Origin of the sequence: Microbispora catharanthi (genome assembly GCF_006334915.2) — a bacterium.
Classification (GTDB): Bacteria; Actinomycetota; Actinomycetes; order Streptosporangiales; family Streptosporangiaceae; genus Microbispora; species Microbispora catharanthi.
The window spans coordinates 160,774-179,742 of sequence record NZ_VDMA02000008.1 but is presented as its reverse complement, the minus strand read 5'-3'; the positions used below and the strand labels follow the sequence as shown (position 1 = coordinate 179,742).

The window sequence follows — 18,969 nt, the reverse complement described above, 5'->3', positions numbered from 1 at the left end:
GAGCATCCCAGGAGATGCCATGACAATGCAGCTACCCCTCGGCTCCCTCAGCTCCCTCGACTTCGACAAGAGCAGCCTGCTCCACCTCCAGCTGACCGACGCCGAGCTCAGCAAGGCACGCGAGGAGCAGGGACAGGCCCGGCTCGCGTCGGCCGCCCCTGCCACTTCGGGGGTGACGTTCAGCACGGGCGGCTGGGACACGGTCTTCGCCGTCCGGATCAGCGACGTCAACCGCGCCATCGCGGCGAACGCGGTCTCGCCCACCACCTGGCGGGCGCGGGTCGAGGCCTCGGACTTCGGCCCCCAGATCGACGCGACCGGCACCTTCGGCACCTGGTCCGTAGCCGTCGGCGGCGGATCAGGAACGGACCTGCGCATGCACCTGCCGTTCACCGCCACGGTGACCGTGAACGGAAAGGACCACGTGGTCAAGGGCGGTGTCGCCTACGTGCTCGTCCATCTGATCTACCTGCCCGATCCCGGTACGCAGGGTCCCGGCTCCAAGGACCTCGTCGTCCGCACGACCGACCAGGGCCCGGACAGCCCCGTCGTCGAGGTGTCCTCGGTGACCTACTCCTCCCCGGCACCCGACGAGAACCTGGACCGCGCGCTCAAGGACGTCCTCGCGGTCTGGTGCAAGGACAACATCGCGGAGTTCAAGCACGTGTTCGCCACCGTCGACATCGGCAAGGTCGAGGGCGAGGGCGACTTCTCGTGGCTGACCCCCACCTACACCGGGTACGCGTACGCCGCCGGCCCCACCCCTGACGACGCGCTGCTGGGCGTGCTCTGCATGACGGACGGCCGCGACGTCGCCGGGAAGGTCGAAGGTCTCGAGTCCGGTGCGCTTCCCGAGGGCGCGCGGGCCGGCCTCAGCATCTCGGCGGAGCGCTTCCTGGAGAAGATGGTCCTTCCCGGGGTCCAATCCCACTTCCCCAATGCCTCGCCGAAGACGTTCCAGGTGACCAACCACAACACCCAGATCGAGGCCACCGATACCGTCAAGCTGGATCCGGTGCGGGTCGGGCTCGTCGACTATCACCCGGAGATGACGACCTTCCAGGTCACGGTGTCCGGAACCGAGATCGAGATCTACGCGTACGTGCACACGAACATCTCCCCAGGCATCGACGCCTACGCCGAGATCACCCACTACGCGACGCTGAAGCTGGGCACGAAGGCGGACGGCACCCAGTCCCTCACGTTCGTGGAGACGCGGGAGCCGAAGAAGAACGGCTGGTCCACCGTGGCGCCCTGGGTGGAGGGAACGGAGATCGCCGCCGACCTGATCCTCGCCGTCGTGAGCGCCGTCGTCTCCAACGTGGCGACCGCCGGCCGACGGATCGTGATCCGGGTGGTCATCGCGATCGTCGCGGCGGGGCTCATCGGGACCATCGCCGGAGTCCTGGAGAAGATCCCGGAGTGGATCGCCGGTGACGTGCCGGACGCGCTGCCCCCCATCGACCCGCTCGTGGAGAGCGCCACCCGCCCGTTCCGCTGGCCCAACGCGAAGAAGGAGTTCGCGCTCACCGCCGTCGGCCTCAACGGTGCGCTGCAACTGAGCATCAACCCCGGGTTCCCCGACGCCTGACCACCGCCGGGACGAAGCGGGCGCCCCGCCTAGCTCTTTCCGCGGGGCGCCAGGCCGTGGAGCAGGGCGTCGAGCGCGCGGTCGAAGCGCTCCTGATGGTCCTCGGGGGTGCCGAGCCCGGCGCGCAGCGCCTCGACCAGGACGGGGTGCTCCCCCGGGTCCAGGCTCTCCATCACGCCGGTTACGTCCGGCTCGTCGTGCCCAGGCGTACGTCCGGCCTCGGCGAGCGTGTGCCCGACGACGAACGTGGCCACCGCGTTGACGAGCTGGAGCCCTTCCAGCGCACCGAACCCCTCGGCCCGCAGGGCGGCCGCCATCCGCTCCACGGTCGCCAGGCCGCCGGGTGCGAGCACCGGCCGGGTGGCGACCAGAGGCAGCAGGGCGGGGTGCGCGAGCAGCTCCCGCCGGATCGCGACCGCGAAGGCGCGCAGCCACTCCCGCCATGGGCCCACCGGCTCCACCGTGACCCGCGAGACCGCCATGTCGATCAGCCCGTCCAGGACGGCGTCCTTGTTCGGCACGTAGTAGTAGAGCGTCATCGCCTCCACGCCCAGCTCGGCGCCGAGCCTGCGCATCGACAGCGCCGCGATGCCCTCCCTGTCGACCAGGGCCAGCGCGGCGGCGAGCACCTTCTCCCGCGACAGTCCCACTCTCGGCATCGGTCCTCCGCTTGACGTCTCTTACGCCGTAAGAATACCGTCCTCTTACATCGTAAGAAACGAAGGGGACGCAATCATGAGCACCACTGAGAAGACCGTCGTCCAGGAGCTGTTCGACGCCGTCAACGACCGGAGGCTGGGCGACCTGCGCCGCTATATGACCGACGACGTGATCGACCACAACAAGGTGATCCACGGGGAGCCCGACGAGCCGGGCGCGGCGTTCGACGCGATCGCCCAGCAGCTCGACGCGTTCGACCCGTTTCACCTGGAGGTCGAGGAGGTGATCGGCGAGGGCGACCGGGTGGCCGTGCGGCTGACGATGTCGGGGGTGAACTCCGGCTCTCACCCCCGGATGCCGGAGCCCACCCACCGTTCGTTCACCGTCGAGGCGATCTTCATTCTCACCCTGCGCGAGGGGAAGATCTCCGAGATGCGCGCGGTGAGCGACCGCCTGGGCCTGTTCCTCCAGCTCGGCTGGGACTGGCCCGAGGTCGACTGACCTATCGGAGCGTCAGTGAGTGGCCATGTCCACGAAGCGGCTGTAGTGGCCCTGGAAGGCCACCGTGACCGTGGCCGTGGGGCCGTTTCGGTGCTTGGCCACGATCAGGTCCGCCTCGCCCGCGCGCGGCGACTCCCGCTCGTACGCGTCCTCCCGGTGGAGCAGGATGACCATGTCGGCGTCCTGCTCGATGGAGCCTGACTCACGTAGGTCTGACACTTGTGGACGCTTGTCCGTACGCTGCTCGGGACCACGGTTGAGCTGGGAGATCGCGATGACCGGCACCTCGAGCTCCTTGGCCAGCAGCTTCAGGGCCCGGGACAGCTCCGAGACCTCCTGCTGGCGGCTCTCGGTCTTCTTGGGCGAGCTCATGAGCTGGAGATAGTCGACGATCACGAAGCGCAGGTCGTGACGCTGCTTGAGGCGGCGGCACTTGGCCCGGATCTCCATCATCGACATGTTCGGAGAGTCGTCGATGAACAGCGGCGCCTCGGCGACCTCGCCCATCCGGCGGGCCATCCGCGTCCAGTCGTCGTCGCTCATCATGCCCGAGCGCATCGTGTGCAGCGCCACCCGCGCCTCCGCCGAGAGCAGACGCATGGTGATCTCGTTGCGCGACATTTCCAGCGAGAAGACGACTGTGGTCATCCCATGCTTGATCGCCGCAGATCGGGCGAAATCCAGACCTAGGGTGCTTTTTCCGATTGCGGGGCGGGCGGCGACGACGATCATCTGGCCGGGGTGGAGGCCGTTGGTCAGGGCGTCGAGGTCCTGGAAGCCGGTCGGGACGCCGACCATCTGGCCGCCGCGGCTGCCGATGGCCTCGATCTCGTCCAGCGCCGACGGCATGATCTCCGACAGCGGGAGGTAGTCCTCGGACGTGCGGCGCTCGGTGACCTTGTAGATCTCGGCCTGCGCGCGGTCGACCAGGTCGTCGACCTCCTCGCCCTGGCCGCCGTACCCGTAGGAGACGATGCGGGTGCCGGCCTCGATGAGGCGGCGCAGGACTGCCTGCTCGCGGACGATCTTCGCGTAGTAGCCGGCGTTCGCGGCGGTGGGCACGATCGCGGTCAGCGTGTGCAGGTAGGCGCCGCCACCGACCCGGGCGACCTCGCCACGCTTTTGCAACTCGTCGAAGACGGTCACCGAGTCGGCGGGCTCGCCCCGGCCGTACAGGTCGGTGATCACCTCGAAGACGATCTGGTGGGCCGGCCGGTAGAAGTCGTCGGCCCGCAGCACCTCGATGACGTCGGCGATGGCGTCCTTGGACAGCAGCATGCCGCCCAGCACCGACTGCTCGGCCTCGATGTTGTGCGGCGGCGTCCGCTCGAACATCGAATCGGAGCCTCCCGGTCCCCCCGGGAAGTCGAGCACGCTCACCCTCACACCCCCTGCCCAGCGGTCACAGCATCCCCAACCCGGTGCGCAAGTCTCCCGAACCCCAGGGCCGGGCGGCAACTTGACCAGTGGACAACCCTGTGGACAACGTGTGCAGTCCGCTCCCCTGACATGTGAAAACCCTGGGGACGACCCTGTGGACAGCGATGTGACCACATCGGCGAAGGCCGCTCCCACCTGGGATTTCGATATCCACGGCCTGTGGAGGAAAGAAAGTCACCGGAGATTCTCGATACCGATCGAGCATGGCTCCGTAAGCCGCAAAATAGGCTTATGCCACTTACCTCCGGAACGGGACACGGCCGTGCCCACGACAGGGAGATCCTCAGACTCGCGATCCCGGCGTTCGGAGCACTGGTGGCCGAGCCGCTCTTCCTGCTCACCGACTCCGTCATCGTCGGCCACCTCCCCGATCCTGCGCTCGGCGCTCTCGGCGTGGCCAGCGCGGCCCTGTCGGCCCTCGTCGGGCTGTGCGTGTTCCTCGCGTACGCCACCACGGCCGCGGTCGCGCGGAGGCTGGGGGCGGGGGACGTCAGGCAGGCGATGCGCCAGGGGATGGACGGCCTGTGGCTGGCCGCGATCATCGGCCTGGCCGTCAGTGTGGCGTGCTGGCCTCTTGCGCCTTTTATCGTACACCTGTTCGGAGCGACGGGCCAGCTCGCCGCGCAGGCCGTCACCTATCTGCGCATCAGCCTCCTGGGCACCCCCGGCATGCTGCTGGTCCTCGCCGGCACCGGCGTCCTGCGCGGGCTGCAGGACACCCGCACGCCGCTGGCCGTGTCGGTCGCGTCGTTCGCGCTGAACGCGCTGCTCAACATCTGGTTCGTGCTCGGCCTCGGCTGGGGCATCGCCGGATCGGCCTGGGGCACGGTCGCCGCGCAGTCCCTGGCCGCCGCGGCCTACCTCGCGCTGGTCGTGCGGACCGCCCGCGCGCACGGCGCCTCGCTGCTGCCCGACCTCGCCGGGGTGCGGGCCGCCGGCACCGCAGGGTTCGCGCTGGTCGTCCGTACGGCATGCCTGCAGGCCGTGCTCCTCGTCGCCACCTCGATCGCCACGCGGATGGGCGACGACCAGATCGGCGCGCACACGATCGCCGCCCGGATCTGGACGTTCCTCGCCTTCGCCCTCGACGCCATCGCGATCGCGGGGCAGGCCATCACGGGTCGCGCGCTGGGCGCGGGCGACACCGCGGGCACCCGGGCGGCCACCGGGCGCATGGTGATGTGGGGCGTCGGGTGCGGCGTCGTGTTCTGTGCGGCCGTCCTGCTGGCGCGCCCGCTCGTGCCTGCCCTGTTCGACGCGCGGGGCGCGGTGGCCGCCGAACTGCTCGCCGTGCTGTGGCCGGTCGCGCTCCTGCAGCCGGTCGCGGGCGTCGTGTTCGTGCTCGACGGGGTGCTCATCGGGGCCGGCGACCAGCGTTATCTCGCCTGGGCGGGCCTGTGGACGACGCTGGCCTACCTGCCGTTCGCCGCCGTCGCGGGCACCCTGGTCGCCCTGTGGCTCGCGCTCGGCGTCTGGATGGCCGCCCGGCTCGTCACGCTCGCCCTCCGCGCGTACGGCACCGCCTGGATGGTCACGGGCGCCTCGGGGAGAGCCGCCTGACTCACATGCGGCGGGCCTCCAGCACGCGCTGGAGGAACGCCCGGGTGCGGGGATGCTCGGGCGCGCTGAAGATCTGCTCGGGCGGGCCGCTCTCCAGCAGCACGCCGCCCTCCAGGAAACACACGGTGTCGGCGATGTCGCGGGCGAAGCCCATCTCGTGAGTGGCCAGGATCATCGTCATCCCGGTCTCCTTGAGCTCCCGGATCACGCCGAGCACCTCGGTGACCAGCGTGGGGTCGAGCGCGGAGGTGACCTCGTCGAGCAGGAGCAGGCGGGGGTTGGTCGCGACCGCGCGGATGACGGCGACGCGCTGCTGCTGGCCGCCGGACAGCCGGTCGGGGTACTCCCCCGCCTTGTCGGCCAGCCCGAACCGGTCGAGCAGCTCCCTGGCCTGTTTCTCCGCCTCCTCCGGCCGCACGCCGTGCACCTTGCACGGCGCGAGCGTGATGTTCTCGAGCACGGTCATGTGCGGGAACAGGTTGTAGGCCTGGAACACCATGCCGATGCGGCGGCGCACGTCGTCGGCGTCGGCCCGCACGTCGGTGATCTCGGCGCCGTCCAGGTGGATCGCGCCGTCGTCGATCGTCTCCAGCAGGTTGACGCAGCGCAGCAGTGTCGACTTGCCCGAGCCGGACGCGCCGATCAGGCAGACGACCTCGTGCGGGGCGACCTCCAGGTCGATCCCGCGCAGCACGCTCAGCCCGTGATAGTGCTTCCAGACGCCCTCGACCTTGAGCAGGCTCATGCCGTGCCGCCTCCCGTACGGCGCCGGGCGGCCCGCGCGGCGAGATGGTCGGTGAACCGCGCCATCGGCACGGTCAGCGCGATGAACAGCAGCGCGGCGGCCACATAAGGCGTGTAGTTGAAGTCGTATTGAGCATGGATCGAGGCTTGCCGCAGCGCCTCCAGCGGACCGAGCACGGTGACCAGCGCGGTGTCCTTCTGCAGCGAGGTGAAATCGTTGAGCAGCGGCGGGACCACTCGCCGGACGGCCTGCGGCAGCACCACATAACGCATGGTCTGACCGTGGCTCAGGGCCAGCGACCGCGCCGCCGCCCGCTGGCTCGGGTGCACCGACTCGATCCCCGCCCGGAACACCTCGGCGACGTACGCCCCGTAGGACAGCACGAGCGCGATGATGCCGAGCGTCACCGGGTCGCTCGGCGCGCCCTGCAACTGGAGCGCGGGAATGCCGAACCCGACCAGGTAGATGAGCAGGATGGTCGGGATGCCGCGGAAGACGTCGGTGTAGAGCACGGCCAGCGCACGCAGCGGGAAGAACACCGGCGAGCGCAGGCCGCGCACCAGCGCGACGAGGAGCCCCAGCACCAGGATGAACACCTCGGCGATGAGGAAGATCTGGATGTTGAGCAGGAACCCGCGCAGCACGTCGGGCATCGCCTTGACGAACGCCTCGGGGCTGAAGAAGGTCTCCTGCACCCGCGGCCAGCCGGGCGACGTGGTGATCACGACGACCAGCGCGACCACCACGACGATCGTGGACGCGGTGGCGACGGACGTCGACCGCCGCGCCCGGCCACGCAGCTCCGCCTCCCGGCGGAGCTGCCGCTCGCTCTTCACCCAGACGGGCGATCCCGCGCCCTCCGGCATCCCCGGCGGCGCGGCGGCCTCTCCTTCGGTCACTTCAGCTCCGGGGCGCCCGCGGCGGCCGTCAGCCACTGGCTCTCGATCTGGGCCAGCTCACCGGACGACTTGACCTCGCCGAGCGCCTTGTCGACGCAGCTCACCAGCGGGCTGCCCTTCTGGAACAGCAGGCCGAACTCCTCGGGCTCGCCGCTGTTCGCGGCGAACTGGCCGACGATCTTCGAGCCCTTCACCTGGGCGGCGGTCACGTAGAAGGCCGTCGGCAGGTCGACGACGATGGCGTCGATCTGCTTGTTCTTCATCGCGTTGATCGCGTCGACCTGCTGGTTGAACACGCTCGGGTCGTGTGTGGGCTGGATGACCGACTGCACCGCCTGCAACGCGGTGGTGCCGGCCTGCACGCCGATCTTGGCGTCCTTCAGCTCGGCGAGGGTCGTGGCGGAGGCGAACTTCGTGCCGTCCAGCGCCACCACACCCTGCTTGACGGTGTAGTAGCCCTGGCTGAAGTCGACGGCCTTGGCCCGTCCCGGCGTGATGGAGATCTGGTTGACGTCGAAGTCGAACTGCTTCGGCCCGGGCGCGTACGACGAGTCGAACGGCACCACCGTCCAGGCGACCTCCTCCTTGGTGAAGCCCATCTTCTGCGCCACCGCGTAGGCGACCGCGCTCTCGAAGCCCTCGCCGTTGGAGGGATCGTCGTCCTTGAACCACGGCTCGTACGCCGGCTTGTCGGTGCCGATCGTGAGCTTGCCGGAGGTGGTGAGCTTCAGGCTCTCCTTCGCGCAGGCGTTCGCGGCGGCGGAGCCGGCCGGGCTCGCGGCGCTCGCGGTGGTGGAGGTGTCGTCCGCCGGAGCGCAGGCGGCGGCCGCCAGCACGAGGGCGCCGGACGCCAGCAGGAGTGAGGGACGGCGCATCGCAGCCTCCATCAGAGGGTCTTTCCACGAAATCCGCTAAATCGGACGGCAAGATACTAGCGTTTCGTATAACCCGCGTTTACCTGAGGGGAATCGCCTCGTCGCCGGGCGACCCGGAGAACCGCGAAGGGCCCCTCTCCGGCGGACGGAGAAGGGCCCTCGACGGAACTGCGGCGGGTGTCAGCCCGCTACCACCTCGACATCGAGGGTGGCGGCGACCTCCGGGTGCAGCCGGACGCTCACCTTGTGAGTGCCGACGCTCTTGATCGCGTTGCCGATCTCGATGCGGCGGCGGTCGAGCTGCGGACCGCCGGCGGCCTTGACAGCGTCGGCGATGTCGCCGGTCGTGACCGAGCCGAACAGCCGGCCCGAGTCGCCCGCGCGGGTCTTGAGCCGCACCTTGAGGGCGCCGAGCTGGCCGGCGACCTCCTTGGCGGAGCCCAGGTCGCGGATCTCGCGGGCGGCACGCGCCTTCTTCAGCGAGGCGATCTGCGACTCGGCGCCACGGGTCCAGCGGATGGCGAAGCCACGCGGAATGAGGTAGTTGCGGCCGTAGCCGTCCTTGACCTCGACGATGTCGCCGGGAGCGCCGAGGCCGGAGACCTCAGTGGTGAGGATGAGCTTCATTTGTCCTGAGTCTCCTTTCTCAGCGCGCGGTGCTCGTGTACGGCAGCAGGGCCATCTCACGGGCGTTCTTGATAGCGGTCGCCACGTCGCGCTGGTGCTGGGTGCAGTTGCCCGTCACCCGGCGGGCACGGATCTTGCCGCGGTCGGAGATGAACTTCCGCAGCAGCCCCGTGTCCTTGTAGTCGACGTAGGAGATCTTGTCGTGGCAGAAAAGGCAAACCTTCTTTTTAGGCTTGCGGATTGCCGGCTTCGCCATCGTGGTGCTCCTCTCAGAGCCCCGCATGTCGCGGGAATGGTCGCTCGGTTGTGTTTACGGTGGTGGGACCGGAAGGGCCCGGTGACCTAGAAGGGCGGTTCGTCGCTGAAGTCGCCGCCGAAGCCGCCGCCGCCGCCCTGCGGGCCGCCGAAGCCGCCGCCACCGCCGCCGGAGCCGTAGCCCCCCTGCGGGGCGGGCGCCGCGGTCGCCCACGGGTCGTTGGCCGGGCCGCCTCCGAAGCCGCCGCCACCGCCACCGCCCTGGCGGGAGGTCTTGTTGACCTTCGCCGTGGCGTTGCGCAGCGAGGGGCCGACCTCGTCGACCTCGACCTCGTAGACCGTGCGCTTCTCGCCTTCCTTGGTCTCGTACGACCGTTGGCGCAGCCGTCCCTGCACGATGACCCGCATGCCGCGCTGGAGGCTCTCGGCGACGTTCTCCGCCGCCTGCCGCCAGACGTTGCAGGTGAGGAACAGGCCCTCGCCGTCCTTCCACTCGTTGGTCTGCTTGTCGAGGAACCGCGGAGTGGACGCGATGCGGAACCGGGCCACGGCCTGCCCCGTCGGGGTGAAGCGCAGCTCCGGGTCGTCAACAAGATTGCCGACGATCGTGATCTGTGTGTCGCCTGCTGCCATCGGTCGCTTTCGCCTTCCTATCCCGTCAGCTGAGCCGTCAAGGGCTCAGAGTACGGCCCGGCCCCGACAAATCGCCGGGGCTTCGGGTTCTACCTGTGGAGCTCAGTGGAGCTCGGGGCGGATGACCTTGGTGCGGAGGATGCCCTCGTTCAGGTTGAGCTGACGGTCCAGCTCCTTCACGGTGGCGGGCTCGGCGGTCAGGTCGACCACGGCGTAGATGCCCTCGGACTTCTTCGCGATGTCGTAGGACAGGCGGCGACGGCCCCAAACGTCGACCTTCTCCACGGTGCCGCCGTCGTTGCGGACGACGGTGAGGAACTGGTCGAGCGACGGCTGCACGGTGCGCTCGTCGAGGGACGGGTCGAGAATGACCATCATCTCGTAGCGACGCATGTGTGATCCAACCTCCTCTGGACTCTTGCGGTCACGACGCCTTGCCGTGACAGGAGGACCCTGCGCTTCGCGCCGGGCGGCCATGCCCCCCGGCCTTTATCAGACGCAGTCGAATAAGGCTACCAGCCACTTGGCCATACCCGGCCCGGAGAGTGAAACTGGAGGTCGGAGAGGGGGTAGGCGCGATGCGACTCGCCATCGGCCGCAAGAGAAGGCACCCCGTTCACCTCACGCTGAACACGGACGGCAGGCCGCACCCGCGGGAGAACGCGATGACGATCGCGACGCTGGTGTGCGGCCTGGTGGCGTTCGTCACGGGCTTCATCGTGATGGCCCACATGATCGCGTCATGGGTGGGCGCGATCGGGTTCTGGGGCGGCCTGTACGCCCAGTTCGTCTCGTCGACCACCAGACAGCGGGCACTGATCATCGTGGGGATCGTGGGGTCGTTCGTCGGCGCCGCGCTGGGCATCGCGCACGGGGGCTTCTTCCCCCGCGGATTCACCCTGCGCAACTGAAGCCCACGCAACCGAAGCCCACGCAACCGAGGCCCGGGCGGTCGAGGCGTCGCCGATCAGCCGCCGATGTGCAGATCCACGCCGAGCAGCACGAGGAACCACAGGAAGACCGCGATCAGAGCCTGGGCGACCTGCTTGAGGAGGGTGGGGGTGATGTAGTGGTGGAGCCAGGCCACGTAGAGACCGACGAGGATGTAGATGAGAAGGATAAAGCTGCCTAAGCGATATCTCATGCTCGTCTCCTTGACGACGAAGTAGTATCGCGCGCGGGTTACGGGGGCGCGCGACACGCGACTGCCCTGGTTCGCACTTTTGAAACAGCGTGTCCTCTTGAAACGCTCTTGGAGAGCGCATAGGGTTCGCCCTCCGCGTCCGGCAGCCCCTTGACACGCACGCAACGGTGGAGGAACGGCATGGACAGCCACAGCGGCTCCCGCCTGCGGATCGGAGCGCACGTCGACCAGGACGACCCGCTGGCGCACGCGGCGGCCCGCGACGCCGACGTGGTGCAGTTCTTCCTCGGCGACCCCCAGGGCTGGAAGGGCCCGGCGACACCCGCCACCGCCGACGCCCTGCGCGCCTCGGACGTGGACGTCTACGTGCACGCGCCGTACGTCATCAACGTGGCCACCGCGAACAACCGCATCCGCATCCCGAGCCGCAAGCTGCTCGACTCGCACCTCAAGGCGGCGGCGGCCATCGGCGCCAAGGGCCTGATCGTCCACGGCGGGCACGTCAACGCCGGCGACGACCCGCAGACCGGCTTCGACAACTGGCGCAAGGTCTTCGAGCGCACCGACTGCCCGATCCCCGTGCTGATCGAGAACACGGCCGGCGGCGGCAACGCGATGGCGCGCAAGCTGGAGCGCATCGCCCGGCTGTGGGACGCGGTGACGGCGGGGGCGCCGGACCCCTCGGTCGTCGGCTTCTGCCTGGACACCTGTCACTTCCACGCGGGCGGCGAGGAGCTCGCCGGGCTCGTGGAGCGGGTGAAGGCGATCACGGGCCGCATCGACCTCGTGCACTGCAACGACTCGAGGGACGCGTTCGACTCCGGGGCCGACCGCCACGCCAACCTCGGCAGCGGGCAGATCGACCCCGAGTCGATCCTGGAGGTCTGCCGCGCGGCGGGGGCGCCGATCGTGGTCGAGACGCCGTTCGAGGGCCAGGCCGACGACATCGCGTTCCTGCGCAAGCACCTGTAGACGCTCGTCCACACCCTGTGGATAACTCTGCGGATTGAAACCCTCAGGAAGCGGGTACGGCCGCCTGCACGTCGTGCTCCTCCCTCACCCGCCTGGGCCTGCGCGTGGCACGCCACAACTGCACGTACGACGTGACGGCGGCGGCCAGGAAGACGAGGTTGCGCAGGACCAGCACGATCGTCCCCGGCAGGGCGCCCGTCCAGCTGTAGTCCTGCTCCACCCAGGGATACATGATCCCCGTCAGCAGGGCGGCCACCATGACGAGCAGGGCGGCCGGCCGCTGCGTCGGGCCCGGCCGGTCGCGCCGCACCGACAGGATGACGGCGGCGATGCCGATCACCCACACGAGGTACTGCGGTGACAGCACCCGGCTGGTGGCGACCAGGAAGAGCACGGTGGTGAGGGCGGCGTCGTAGTACGACCGCGGGCTGGGGGCCGCGCGCAGCCACCACAGGCCGACCAGCGCCAGCGCCACGGGCGTGGCGGCCAGGCTCAGCATCGTCGCGACGCCCACACCGCCGCCGACGGCCTCCATCGCGCCGTGCTGGTAAGTGGTGTAGCCGCCCCACCAGCCGAGGGCCCGGGCGAGCGCAAACGGCGTGGCGGCCAGCGACTCGATCTGCAGCCCCCGCTCCTCCTGCGCGGTCAGGAAGTCCAGCGCGTGCGGCAGGATCAGGGCGGCCGCGCCGCACCCCGCCACCGCGACGACGAGCGTGAGCCCCGACGCTGTCAGCAGTTCGCGCCACCGCCGCAGGCCGGCGAGCAGCGCGACCGGCCACACCTTCACGAGGAGCCCGACGCCGATGAGCGACCCGCGCACCGCCGGGTTGGCCGACGCCGTCAGCGCGAGCACCGCCACGAGCGTGACCATGACGTCATACCGGGAGACGAGCACCGGGCCGAGCAGGGCCGCGCCCACGGTCCACGCCCACGGGCCCGTACGGCCGCCGCCGCGGCGGGGGGCCGAGAACCGCAACAGCAGGAGCAGGATCGCGAGGTCGCACAGCACCGCCAGCAGGTAGAAGGCGACGTGGTAGCCCAGCGGCAGCAGGCGTGGGGCGAGCAGCGGCAGCGCCGCGAACGGCGGATACTGCCACTTCTCGTCACCCGCAGGGAACTCCCCCTCCGCCAGGACGTCGGACCAGTCGCGGTAGAGGGTGACGTCGTTCCTGAACGACTCGCCGTGCCCGGTCGGGACGGCCTGGGTCGCGACGAGGAGGAGGATTCCCCTGGTCGCGGCCCACACCAGCAGCAGGAGCCATGGTGGCCTCCGGCGCATCGCGTATCCCCCGTTCGTCGCGCACACTCTCACGCGACGCTACGCGATGCCTCCGCTCGGACGGCTCATGGCCGCGCCGCGACGGGCGCGAAATCCGATGTAACTTTCACGCGCTCACGCCGTCTCCGGCTGCTGCCGCGCGCCCCGCGCGAGGAGCGAACGGCGCAGCACGAGACGGTCCTCGGCGTGGTCGAACACCCCGCCCGACGGGTCGTCGGCCTCCCCCTGGCGTACGACGTCGTGCTCGGGACGCAGGATGTCGCGGACGACGAGTGCCATGAGGACGACGATGGTCAGCGCCCGGGCCCAGACCGACAGGAAGTAGGGGTCGTCGCCGATGCCCTCCCCTGCGTGGTCGGGATACTGGCTGACCAGGTAGAGCCAGATCGAGAAGAAGTACCAGCACTCGGCGACCTGCCAGGCGGCCAGCGCGCCCCACCTCGGCCTGGCCAGCACCGCGAACGGCACCAGCCACAGGACATACTGCGGCGACCACACCTTGTTGGTGATCATGAAGGCGGCCAGGGCGAGGAAGCAGAGCTGCATCAGGCGTGGCCGGCGCGGCGCGGCGAGCGCCAGCACGGCGACGCCCAGCAGCAGCACCGCCAGCGCGGCCATGGCCATGGTGTTCAGCTTCTCGGAGTCGCCGAGAAAGGCCAGGAAACCGGGCCTTTCCATGCCGAACCACTGGGTCTTCTGGAAGAAGAACCACAGCCCGCCCCAGTCGGCGCCGCGCTCGCTGCTGAACGCGTAGAACTTCTTCCAGCCCTCGAAGTTGACCATCATGATCGGCACGTTCACCAGCAGCCACGCGGCCGCGGCCGCGGCGACGGTCTTGAGGAACGGCATCCACTTCGCCGTACGCACCGTGAGCAGGAACAACGCGCCGAAGAACATCAGCGGGTAGAACTTGGTGGCCACGGCCAGCGCCAGCAGCACGCCCGCGAGCCACGGCCGGTGGCGGGCCCAGGCCAGCAGGCCGCCGAGCGCGAGGGCCCCCGCGGCCAGGTCCCAGTTGATGTACGCGCAGAGGATGACGGCCGGGCCGATCGCGTACCAGAGGGCGTCCCAGCGGCGGGCCGGGCCGGCCAGCGCCGCCGTCAGCAGCACGCCCGCGACCAGCGCGATCCCCATCAGGACCACGGTGACGTCGTAGAACACGACCCCGTCGCCGTGCGCGAGCCTGCGGGCGAACTCCATGATCCCGCCGATGCCCACCGGGTATTCGACCGGGTAGTCGACGTACGGGACCTTGCCCTCGTTGAGCTTCTCGGCCCAGAACAGCGGATAGATGTCGGTGTAGCAGAAGTTCGTGAACTGCCCGACACCGCCGTTCCAGGCTCCGCCGAACCGGCAGGGATACTTCCACAGATACGCGAGAACGGCGCCGAGCCCCGCGAGAAGCCCGAGAGGCAGGTACGGCACCGCCCGCGCGGCGACCCCGGGCAGCGGGGCGGAGTCGTTCGTGGTCCGGGTCGTCATGCTCGGTATTGCACCATTCAACGCCTCGGCTTGGCGACTCCGCGCACCGAAAGGGCCCGCGGCGGGAGTCGCCGCGGGCCCTTCAGGACACCGGATCGCGGATCAGGCGCCGCTGCCGCTCTTGCCGTTGCCGCCCCCCGACGGCATGGCGGCCGGAGCCCCGGCGGGGTCCTGGTTGATGTTCAACGGGACGTCGCCGCCCCCGGGGCCGCCGTCCTGGCCGCCCTGGCCCGGGTCGTCGCCGAAGCCCCTGCCGTTTCCGCCGCCGTTGTCGCATCCCGGGCCGCCGTCGTAGCAGCCGCCGTCGTCGGGGAAGTCGGTCGGGAAGTCGGTCGGGAACCCGCCGTTGTCCGGTTCCGGACTGGGCGACGGCGTCGGGCTCGGCACGAGGTTCTCCGGGGTGCCCAGTCCGGCCTTCGGCGGGAACTGCTCGACGGGCTTGCCGGCGAGAGCCTCCGTCATGAACGTCCGCCAGATCGTGGTGGGCGGGCCGGCGCCCTCGAAGCCCAGCGACACCTCGCTCACGTGGGTGTACGGGTTGTTGGGGCCGTACTTCTTGCTCTCCTTGCCACCGGGAGTGACCGGGCAGTTGGAGTACAGCGGCTGGACGATCTTGCCGCCCTTGGTCACGCACTGCTCGCGGTACATACCGACCGCGACCGACAACTGCGGGGTGAAGCCGACGAACCAGGCTTCCTTCTCGTTGTTGTTGGTGCCGGTCTTGCCCGCGGCCGGGCGGCCGATGCCCTTGCCCGCCGCCGTACCCGACTTGAGGACTTCCTCCATGGCCGCCACGGAGTCGGCCGCCGCCTCCGGCGTGATCACCTGCTTGACGTCGCGTCGCTCGGCGAAGACGACCTCCTTGTCCTTCCGGACCTCCTTGATCACGTGGTAATCGATGTGCTTGCCCTCGTTGGCGAAGATCGAGTACCCCGCGGCCTGCTCGACCGGGGTGACCCCCGCGCTGCCGATGGAGAACTGGTACTTGTGGTCCTCGACGTCCTTGTCGAGGCTCTCCTTGCTGAGCCCCGCCTCCTCGGCGATCTGCTTCACCGCGCTGAGCTGCCCGACCGTGCCGTTCGCCTCGTCCAGCTTGTACGCCATCGAGGCGAACGCCGTGTTGATCGAGTGTGCGGTCGCGTAGATCGCGTTGATGGAGTTCGGGACCGAGTGGCCGTTGGTGATGCCCTTCTCGAAGCCCGGAAGCTCCTTGGGCACGGTCTGGTTGCCGGGCAGGTAGCTGTTCAAGCTGTATCCGGCGTCCAGCCAGGCGGCCAGCACGTACGGCTTGAACGCGGAGGCGGCCTGCTTCCTGGACTGGAACGGCTCGTTCCAGGGGTCCTTGAGGTAGTCGTTGCCGCCGTAGAAGGCGACCACCCGCCCCGTCTTGGGGTCGACTGCGGCGAGGCCCGCGTGGAACTCCTTCGACATGCTGGAGGTGGTGGCGAGGACCGCCTTCTTGGCGGCCTGCATCAGCTTCTTGTCGAAGGTCGAGACGATCTTGTAGCCGCCGCTCCTGACCTGGTCGGCGGACAGGTGCATGCGCGACTCGAGCTCGTTCATGACCTGGGTGACCATGTAGCCCTTGAGGCCGCCGAGGTCGTTGCTGTTGCGCGCGGGGACGGTCTTGGGGAACTTGGCCGTGTTCGGCAGATTGCCGTACTTGGCGGGATCGAGCCGCGCCATGGCGTTGACGACGTCCTTGAACCGGCCCTGCAACCGCGGAGAGTCGGCGTCCAGGGCCGGCGTCTGGATGCGCGCGGCGAGATAGGCGCCCTGCTCCGGCGTGAGCTGTTCAACGTGCTTCTTGAAGTACGCCTGCGCGGCGGCCTCGATGCCCCAGGCACGGCCGAAGGGCACGGTGTTGAGGTACTGCAGCAGGATCTGATCCTTCTTCATCGACTTGTCGAGCTTGACCGCGACGAAGATCTCCTTGATCTTGCGCTTGATCGACACTTCCTGGCTGAGGCCGTCGTAGTAGTTGCGGGCCATCTGCTGGGTGATGGTCGACGCGCCCTGGAGCTGCTGACCGGTCGCGGTCATGTAGACCGACCGCACCATGCCGGAAATCGAGATGCCGCTGTCCGACCAGAAGGTGTCGTTCTCGATCGCGATGACGGCGTCCTGGACGTGCTTCGGCACCTTGTTGATGTCGGTCAGGATGACGCGCGGAGTGCCCACCTTGGCGATCAGCGTCTTGCCGTCGTTGTAGTAGATGGCGCTGCCCTGGGCCACGGCCTCCGCCTGCGTCGCCGCCGGCAGCGGGGTGTTGGCGTAGGCCACCGCGATCATGCCGAAGGTGCCGGCGGCCAGCACGGTGAAGGCCGCCACGAGGATCTTCCAGCTCGGAAGGAAGCGCTTCCAGCCCGTACGGCGCGGCTTCTCGTCGTCCTCGTCGAAGTCGCGTGGATCCCGGGGGCCGCGCCCGCCGGGACCTTCCGGGCCACCCGGGCCGCCGGGGCCTCCGGGACCGCGGCCACCCCGGCCCGGGGACCTGCGGCGGCGGCCGCCGGCCTGGATCGCCTCGGTGCTCTGCCCGTCCGCCTCCCCGCGGGCGTCGCGGCGCGAGCCGCCCGTCGGCATGCTCATCGCCTGGGTGCGCTCGTCCCCGCCGGGAACGCCGGGCCGGCCGGGACCGCCGGGACCGCCTTGACCGGCCGGGCCGCCGGAACCGGCGGCGTAGCGCGGGTCACGGCCCGCCGGCGGACGTCCGCCGCCCGCCGGTCCCCGGGACCCCTGCTGTAGTCCCTGCTGCGGTCCCTGTGCCGGTCGCTGCGACGGGCTCTGCGGCGCACTCGGGGGCGTATTCGGGGGCACCGCGTTCATCGCCGCCGTGTCCTCGAAGGCGGCCGCCTCCCTGCGGCGCTGCTCGGGTCCTCCCTGCCGGGCGGCCCGGGGCGGCTGTGGGGCACGCTCCCTGCCGGGCTGTCGCGGCGGAGCGGGCTCGCCATACTCGCCGTACTCGTCGGATTCCCGGTGCGAGCGACGGCGGCGCCCAGGGCGGGCTGATCCACCGGAGCCCGAGGCGTCCTCGGGACGGCCGGTCGGCTCCGGTCCGTAGCTGCTGTAAGTCACGCGTCCTCGTCAGGTGGTTCGGGGAATTGATCGACGTCGGCCGGCAGGCCGGCGGGCTGGCCTCCTGGAGGTGGAGGTCGCCCTACAGAGAAGGGCCCGGGGGATCGGCTGTTCCGAGGACGAACGACACCGCCAGGTGGTTCCAGGAACAACCTTGGCAGACCTCCACCACGTAGACCCGGAATTCGCGGTATTCCCGGGCCATCTCGGTGAGCTCGGCCACCCCTTTTGCCTGGCCGGCCACTCGTCCTAGTTCATCCCCATATACGTATGTGACGTTGGTCACGTTCCTTCGTTCACATATGGGGCATGTGCGACTCGTCGGCTCTCCGTGGAACCGAGCCGCGCGCAGCAGGTATGGGTGGGCGTCACACACGTCCCGCGCCCGCATGCGGCCGGAGCGGACGGACTGTACGGCCGCCCGCTTAGCGAGGCCGTAGTCCACGACCGACCGCTGTGACCACATACGGGCCAGATTACGACCCTTTGCCAAATCTTGCCCAACCGTTGACCCGTTGCCATATATGACACCCCGACGTATCCTGCGGATGTATCGAGTCGATACATCGGTCGGACACAGGAGGTGGTTCCAGTGACGGGCTCTCGTGGAGGTGTGCTGGAGCTCGCCGTCCTGGGATCGCTACACGAAACGCCCTTGCACGGATACGAGCTGCGCAAACGGCTCAACACGCTGCTCGGCATGTTCCGTGCGTTCTCCTACGGCTCGCTGTATCCCTGCCTCAGGGGTCTGCTCAACGAGGGCCTCATCGCCGAGGAGGAGCCCCCTGAGGACACGGTCCTCGGCCGCAGGTCGAAGATCGTCTACAAGATCACGGCGGAGGGTAAGGAGCGGTTGCAGGAGCTGCTCAGTCAGTCGGGCCCGTCCTCCTGGGAGGACGAAAGCTTCGGCATCCACTTCGCCTTCTTCCGCCACACGGAGGCGGAGGTGCGGCTCCGGATCCTGGAGGGCCGCCGCAGCCGCCTGGAAGAACGCCTCGACCGCGTCCGTGAGGCTCTCGCCCGGACGAGAGAGCGGCTGGACAGCTACACGCTTGAGCTCCAGCGCCACGGGCTGGAGTCGGTCGAGCGCGAGGTCCGCTGGCTGAACGAGCTGATCGACTCGGAACGGCGGAGCCGTTCGGCTCCCGGCGAGGGGGATCACCCCCCGGATCCCGCGCAAGCCGTACAGGAAGAGACCCAGAGGGCGGACACGCCCGAGGCAGATAGGTAA

The 18,969-nt window shown here is 69.4% G+C and carries 20 protein-coding genes; 6 read left to right on the top strand and 14 right to left on the bottom strand.

The window, feature by feature from the left end:
* Window positions 1–19: 19 nt before the first annotated feature.
* Complete coding sequence (locus FH610_RS17355; protein ID WP_139575493.1) at window positions 20–1,591, top strand: TULIP family P47-like protein; 1,572 nt, start codon at window positions 20–22, stop codon at window positions 1,589–1,591.
* A 29-nt stretch (window positions 1,592–1,620) separates the two neighbouring features.
* Here the strand turns inward: FH610_RS17355 and FH610_RS17350 are convergent, their stop codons facing one another.
* A complete protein-coding gene (locus FH610_RS17350; RefSeq protein ID WP_167538733.1) occupies window positions 1,621–2,250 on the bottom strand; it encodes a TetR/AcrR family transcriptional regulator C-terminal domain-containing protein in 630 nt (209 codons plus the stop codon).
* A 76-nt stretch (window positions 2,251–2,326) separates the two neighbouring features.
* Here FH610_RS17350 and FH610_RS17345 point away from each other — a divergent pair, with 76 nt between their 5' ends.
* Window positions 2,327–2,752, top strand: coding sequence for an ester cyclase (locus FH610_RS17345; RefSeq protein WP_139575492.1), 426 nt, complete (start codon window positions 2,327–2,329; stop codon window positions 2,750–2,752).
* A gap of 12 nt (window positions 2,753–2,764) precedes the next feature.
* Here FH610_RS17345 and dnaB read toward each other — a convergent pair whose 3' ends face one another.
* Window positions 2,765–4,087 (bottom strand): replicative DNA helicase, encoded by a 1,323-nt coding sequence (gene dnaB, locus FH610_RS17340; RefSeq protein ID WP_139575704.1) that lies wholly within the window; start codon window positions 4,085–4,087, stop codon window positions 2,765–2,767.
* Between the two features lie 336 nt (window positions 4,088–4,423).
* Between dnaB and FH610_RS17335 the strand changes: the two genes are divergently transcribed.
* Complete coding sequence (locus FH610_RS17335; protein WP_139575491.1) at window positions 4,424–5,752, top strand: MATE family efflux transporter; 1,329 nt, start codon at window positions 4,424–4,426, stop codon at window positions 5,750–5,752.
* Window position 5,753: 1 nt separating this feature from the next.
* Here FH610_RS17335 and FH610_RS17330 read toward each other — a convergent pair whose 3' ends face one another.
* The 7 genes from FH610_RS17330 to rpsF all read right to left on the bottom strand — a co-directional run bounded on the left by FH610_RS17330 (window position 5,754) and on the right by rpsF (window position 10,179).
* Complete coding sequence (locus FH610_RS17330) at window positions 5,754–6,497, bottom strand: amino acid ABC transporter ATP-binding protein (protein ID WP_139575490.1); 744 nt, start codon at window positions 6,495–6,497, stop codon at window positions 5,754–5,756.
* Window positions 6,494–7,396 (bottom strand): amino acid ABC transporter permease, encoded by a 903-nt coding sequence (locus tag FH610_RS17325; RefSeq protein ID WP_240809023.1) that lies wholly within the window; start codon window positions 7,394–7,396, stop codon window positions 6,494–6,496. Before FH610_RS17325 ends, FH610_RS17330 begins: the two co-directional genes overlap by 4 nt.
* Complete coding sequence (locus FH610_RS17320; RefSeq protein WP_139575489.1) at window positions 7,393–8,271, bottom strand: ABC transporter substrate-binding protein; 879 nt, start codon at window positions 8,269–8,271, stop codon at window positions 7,393–7,395. Before FH610_RS17320 ends, FH610_RS17325 begins: the two co-directional genes overlap by 4 nt.
* A gap of 180 nt (window positions 8,272–8,451) precedes the next feature.
* The gene (gene rplI / locus FH610_RS17315; protein ID WP_139575488.1) at window positions 8,452–8,898 is read right to left on the bottom strand and encodes a 50S ribosomal protein L9; all 447 of its coding nucleotides are present in this window, start codon (window positions 8,896–8,898) and stop codon (window positions 8,452–8,454) included.
* A gap of 19 nt (window positions 8,899–8,917) precedes the next feature.
* Window positions 8,918–9,154 (bottom strand): 30S ribosomal protein S18, encoded by a 237-nt coding sequence (gene rpsR, locus FH610_RS17310; RefSeq protein WP_030508621.1) that lies wholly within the window; start codon window positions 9,152–9,154, stop codon window positions 8,918–8,920.
* An 86-nt stretch (window positions 9,155–9,240) separates the two neighbouring features.
* Window positions 9,241–9,786, bottom strand: a complete 546-nt coding sequence (locus FH610_RS17305) for a single-stranded DNA-binding protein (RefSeq protein ID WP_139575487.1) — start codon at window positions 9,784–9,786, stop codon at window positions 9,241–9,243.
* A 102-nt stretch (window positions 9,787–9,888) separates the two neighbouring features.
* On the bottom strand, window positions 9,889–10,179 hold the full coding sequence (gene rpsF, locus FH610_RS17300; protein ID WP_030508619.1) for a 30S ribosomal protein S6: 291 nt from the start codon (window positions 10,177–10,179) through the stop codon (window positions 9,889–9,891).
* A gap of 185 nt (window positions 10,180–10,364) precedes the next feature.
* Here rpsF and FH610_RS17295 point away from each other — a divergent pair, with 185 nt between their 5' ends.
* On the top strand, window positions 10,365–10,697 hold the full coding sequence (locus FH610_RS17295; protein WP_139575486.1) for a hypothetical protein: 333 nt from the start codon (window positions 10,365–10,367) through the stop codon (window positions 10,695–10,697).
* A gap of 56 nt (window positions 10,698–10,753) precedes the next feature.
* Here the strand turns inward: FH610_RS17295 and FH610_RS43290 are convergent, their stop codons facing one another.
* Entirely contained in the window at window positions 10,754–10,930 is a 177-nt protein-coding gene (locus tag FH610_RS43290; RefSeq protein ID WP_167530482.1) for a hypothetical protein, read from the bottom strand.
* A 180-nt stretch (window positions 10,931–11,110) separates the two neighbouring features.
* On the opposite strand from FH610_RS43290, the gene FH610_RS17290 reads away from it, so the two are divergent.
* Window positions 11,111–11,902, top strand: coding sequence for a deoxyribonuclease IV (locus FH610_RS17290; protein WP_240809022.1), 792 nt, complete (start codon window positions 11,111–11,113; stop codon window positions 11,900–11,902).
* Window positions 11,903–11,945: 43 nt separating this feature from the next.
* On the opposite strand, the gene FH610_RS17285 is transcribed toward FH610_RS17290, so the two are convergent.
* The 4 genes from FH610_RS17285 to FH610_RS17270 form a co-directional block, all read right to left on the bottom strand.
* Entirely contained in the window at window positions 11,946–13,181 is a 1,236-nt protein-coding gene (locus FH610_RS17285) for a glycosyltransferase 87 family protein (protein ID WP_139575485.1), read from the bottom strand.
* A gap of 114 nt (window positions 13,182–13,295) precedes the next feature.
* Complete coding sequence (locus FH610_RS17280; RefSeq protein ID WP_139575484.1) at window positions 13,296–14,663, bottom strand: glycosyltransferase family 87 protein; 1,368 nt, start codon at window positions 14,661–14,663, stop codon at window positions 13,296–13,298.
* A gap of 102 nt (window positions 14,664–14,765) precedes the next feature.
* On the bottom strand, window positions 14,766–17,738 hold the full coding sequence (locus FH610_RS17275; protein WP_139575483.1) for a transglycosylase domain-containing protein: 2,973 nt from the start codon (window positions 17,736–17,738) through the stop codon (window positions 14,766–14,768).
* A gap of 82 nt (window positions 17,739–17,820) precedes the next feature.
* On the bottom strand, window positions 17,821–18,204 hold the full coding sequence (locus FH610_RS17270) for a DUF5318 family protein (protein WP_139575482.1): 384 nt from the start codon (window positions 18,202–18,204) through the stop codon (window positions 17,821–17,823).
* Window positions 18,205–18,330: 126 nt separating this feature from the next.
* Here FH610_RS17270 and FH610_RS17265 point away from each other — a divergent pair, with 126 nt between their 5' ends.
* Window positions 18,331–18,969, top strand: a complete 639-nt coding sequence (locus FH610_RS17265) for a PadR family transcriptional regulator (protein ID WP_030508612.1) — start codon at window positions 18,331–18,333, stop codon at window positions 18,967–18,969.

Coding starts and splice junctions, on each gene's coding strand:
- FH610_RS17330 (WP_139575490.1), bottom strand. CDS start 6,497: ATGAGCCTGCTCAAGGTCGAGGGCGTCTGGAAGCACTATCACGGGCTG.
- rpsF (WP_030508619.1), bottom strand. CDS start 10,179: ATGCGTCGCTACGAGATGATGGTCATTCTCGACCCGTCCCTCGACGAG.
- FH610_RS17350 (WP_167538733.1), bottom strand. CDS start 2,250: ATGCCGAGAGTGGGACTGTCGCGGGAGAAGGTGCTCGCCGCCGCGCTG.
- FH610_RS17320 (WP_139575489.1), bottom strand. CDS start 8,271: ATGCGCCGTCCCTCACTCCTGCTGGCGTCCGGCGCCCTCGTGCTGGCG.
- FH610_RS17280 (WP_139575484.1), bottom strand. CDS start 14,663: ATGACGACCCGGACCACGAACGACTCCGCCCCGCTGCCCGGGGTCGCC.
- FH610_RS17290 (WP_240809022.1), top strand. CDS start 11,111: ATGGACAGCCACAGCGGCTCCCGCCTGCGGATCGGAGCGCACGTCGAC.
- FH610_RS43290 (WP_167530482.1), bottom strand. CDS start 10,930: ATGAGATATCGCTTAGGCAGCTTTATCCTTCTCATCTACATCCTCGTC.
- FH610_RS17270 (WP_139575482.1), bottom strand. CDS start 18,204: ATGTGGTCACAGCGGTCGGTCGTGGACTACGGCCTCGCTAAGCGGGCG.
- FH610_RS17295 (WP_139575486.1), top strand. CDS start 10,365: ATGCGACTCGCCATCGGCCGCAAGAGAAGGCACCCCGTTCACCTCACG.
- rplI (WP_139575488.1), bottom strand. CDS start 8,898: ATGAAGCTCATCCTCACCACTGAGGTCTCCGGCCTCGGCGCTCCCGGC.
- FH610_RS17335 (WP_139575491.1), top strand. CDS start 4,424: ATGCCACTTACCTCCGGAACGGGACACGGCCGTGCCCACGACAGGGAG.
- FH610_RS17285 (WP_139575485.1), bottom strand. CDS start 13,181: ATGCGCCGGAGGCCACCATGGCTCCTGCTGCTGGTGTGGGCCGCGACC.
- rpsR (WP_030508621.1), bottom strand. CDS start 9,154: ATGGCGAAGCCGGCAATCCGCAAGCCTAAAAAGAAGGTTTGCCTTTTC.
- dnaB (WP_139575704.1), bottom strand. CDS start 4,087: ATGTTCGAGCGGACGCCGCCGCACAACATCGAGGCCGAGCAGTCGGTG.
- FH610_RS17345 (WP_139575492.1), top strand. CDS start 2,327: ATGAGCACCACTGAGAAGACCGTCGTCCAGGAGCTGTTCGACGCCGTC.
- FH610_RS17305 (WP_139575487.1), bottom strand. CDS start 9,786: ATGGCAGCAGGCGACACACAGATCACGATCGTCGGCAATCTTGTTGAC.
- FH610_RS17355 (WP_139575493.1), top strand. CDS start 20: ATGACAATGCAGCTACCCCTCGGCTCCCTCAGCTCCCTCGACTTCGAC.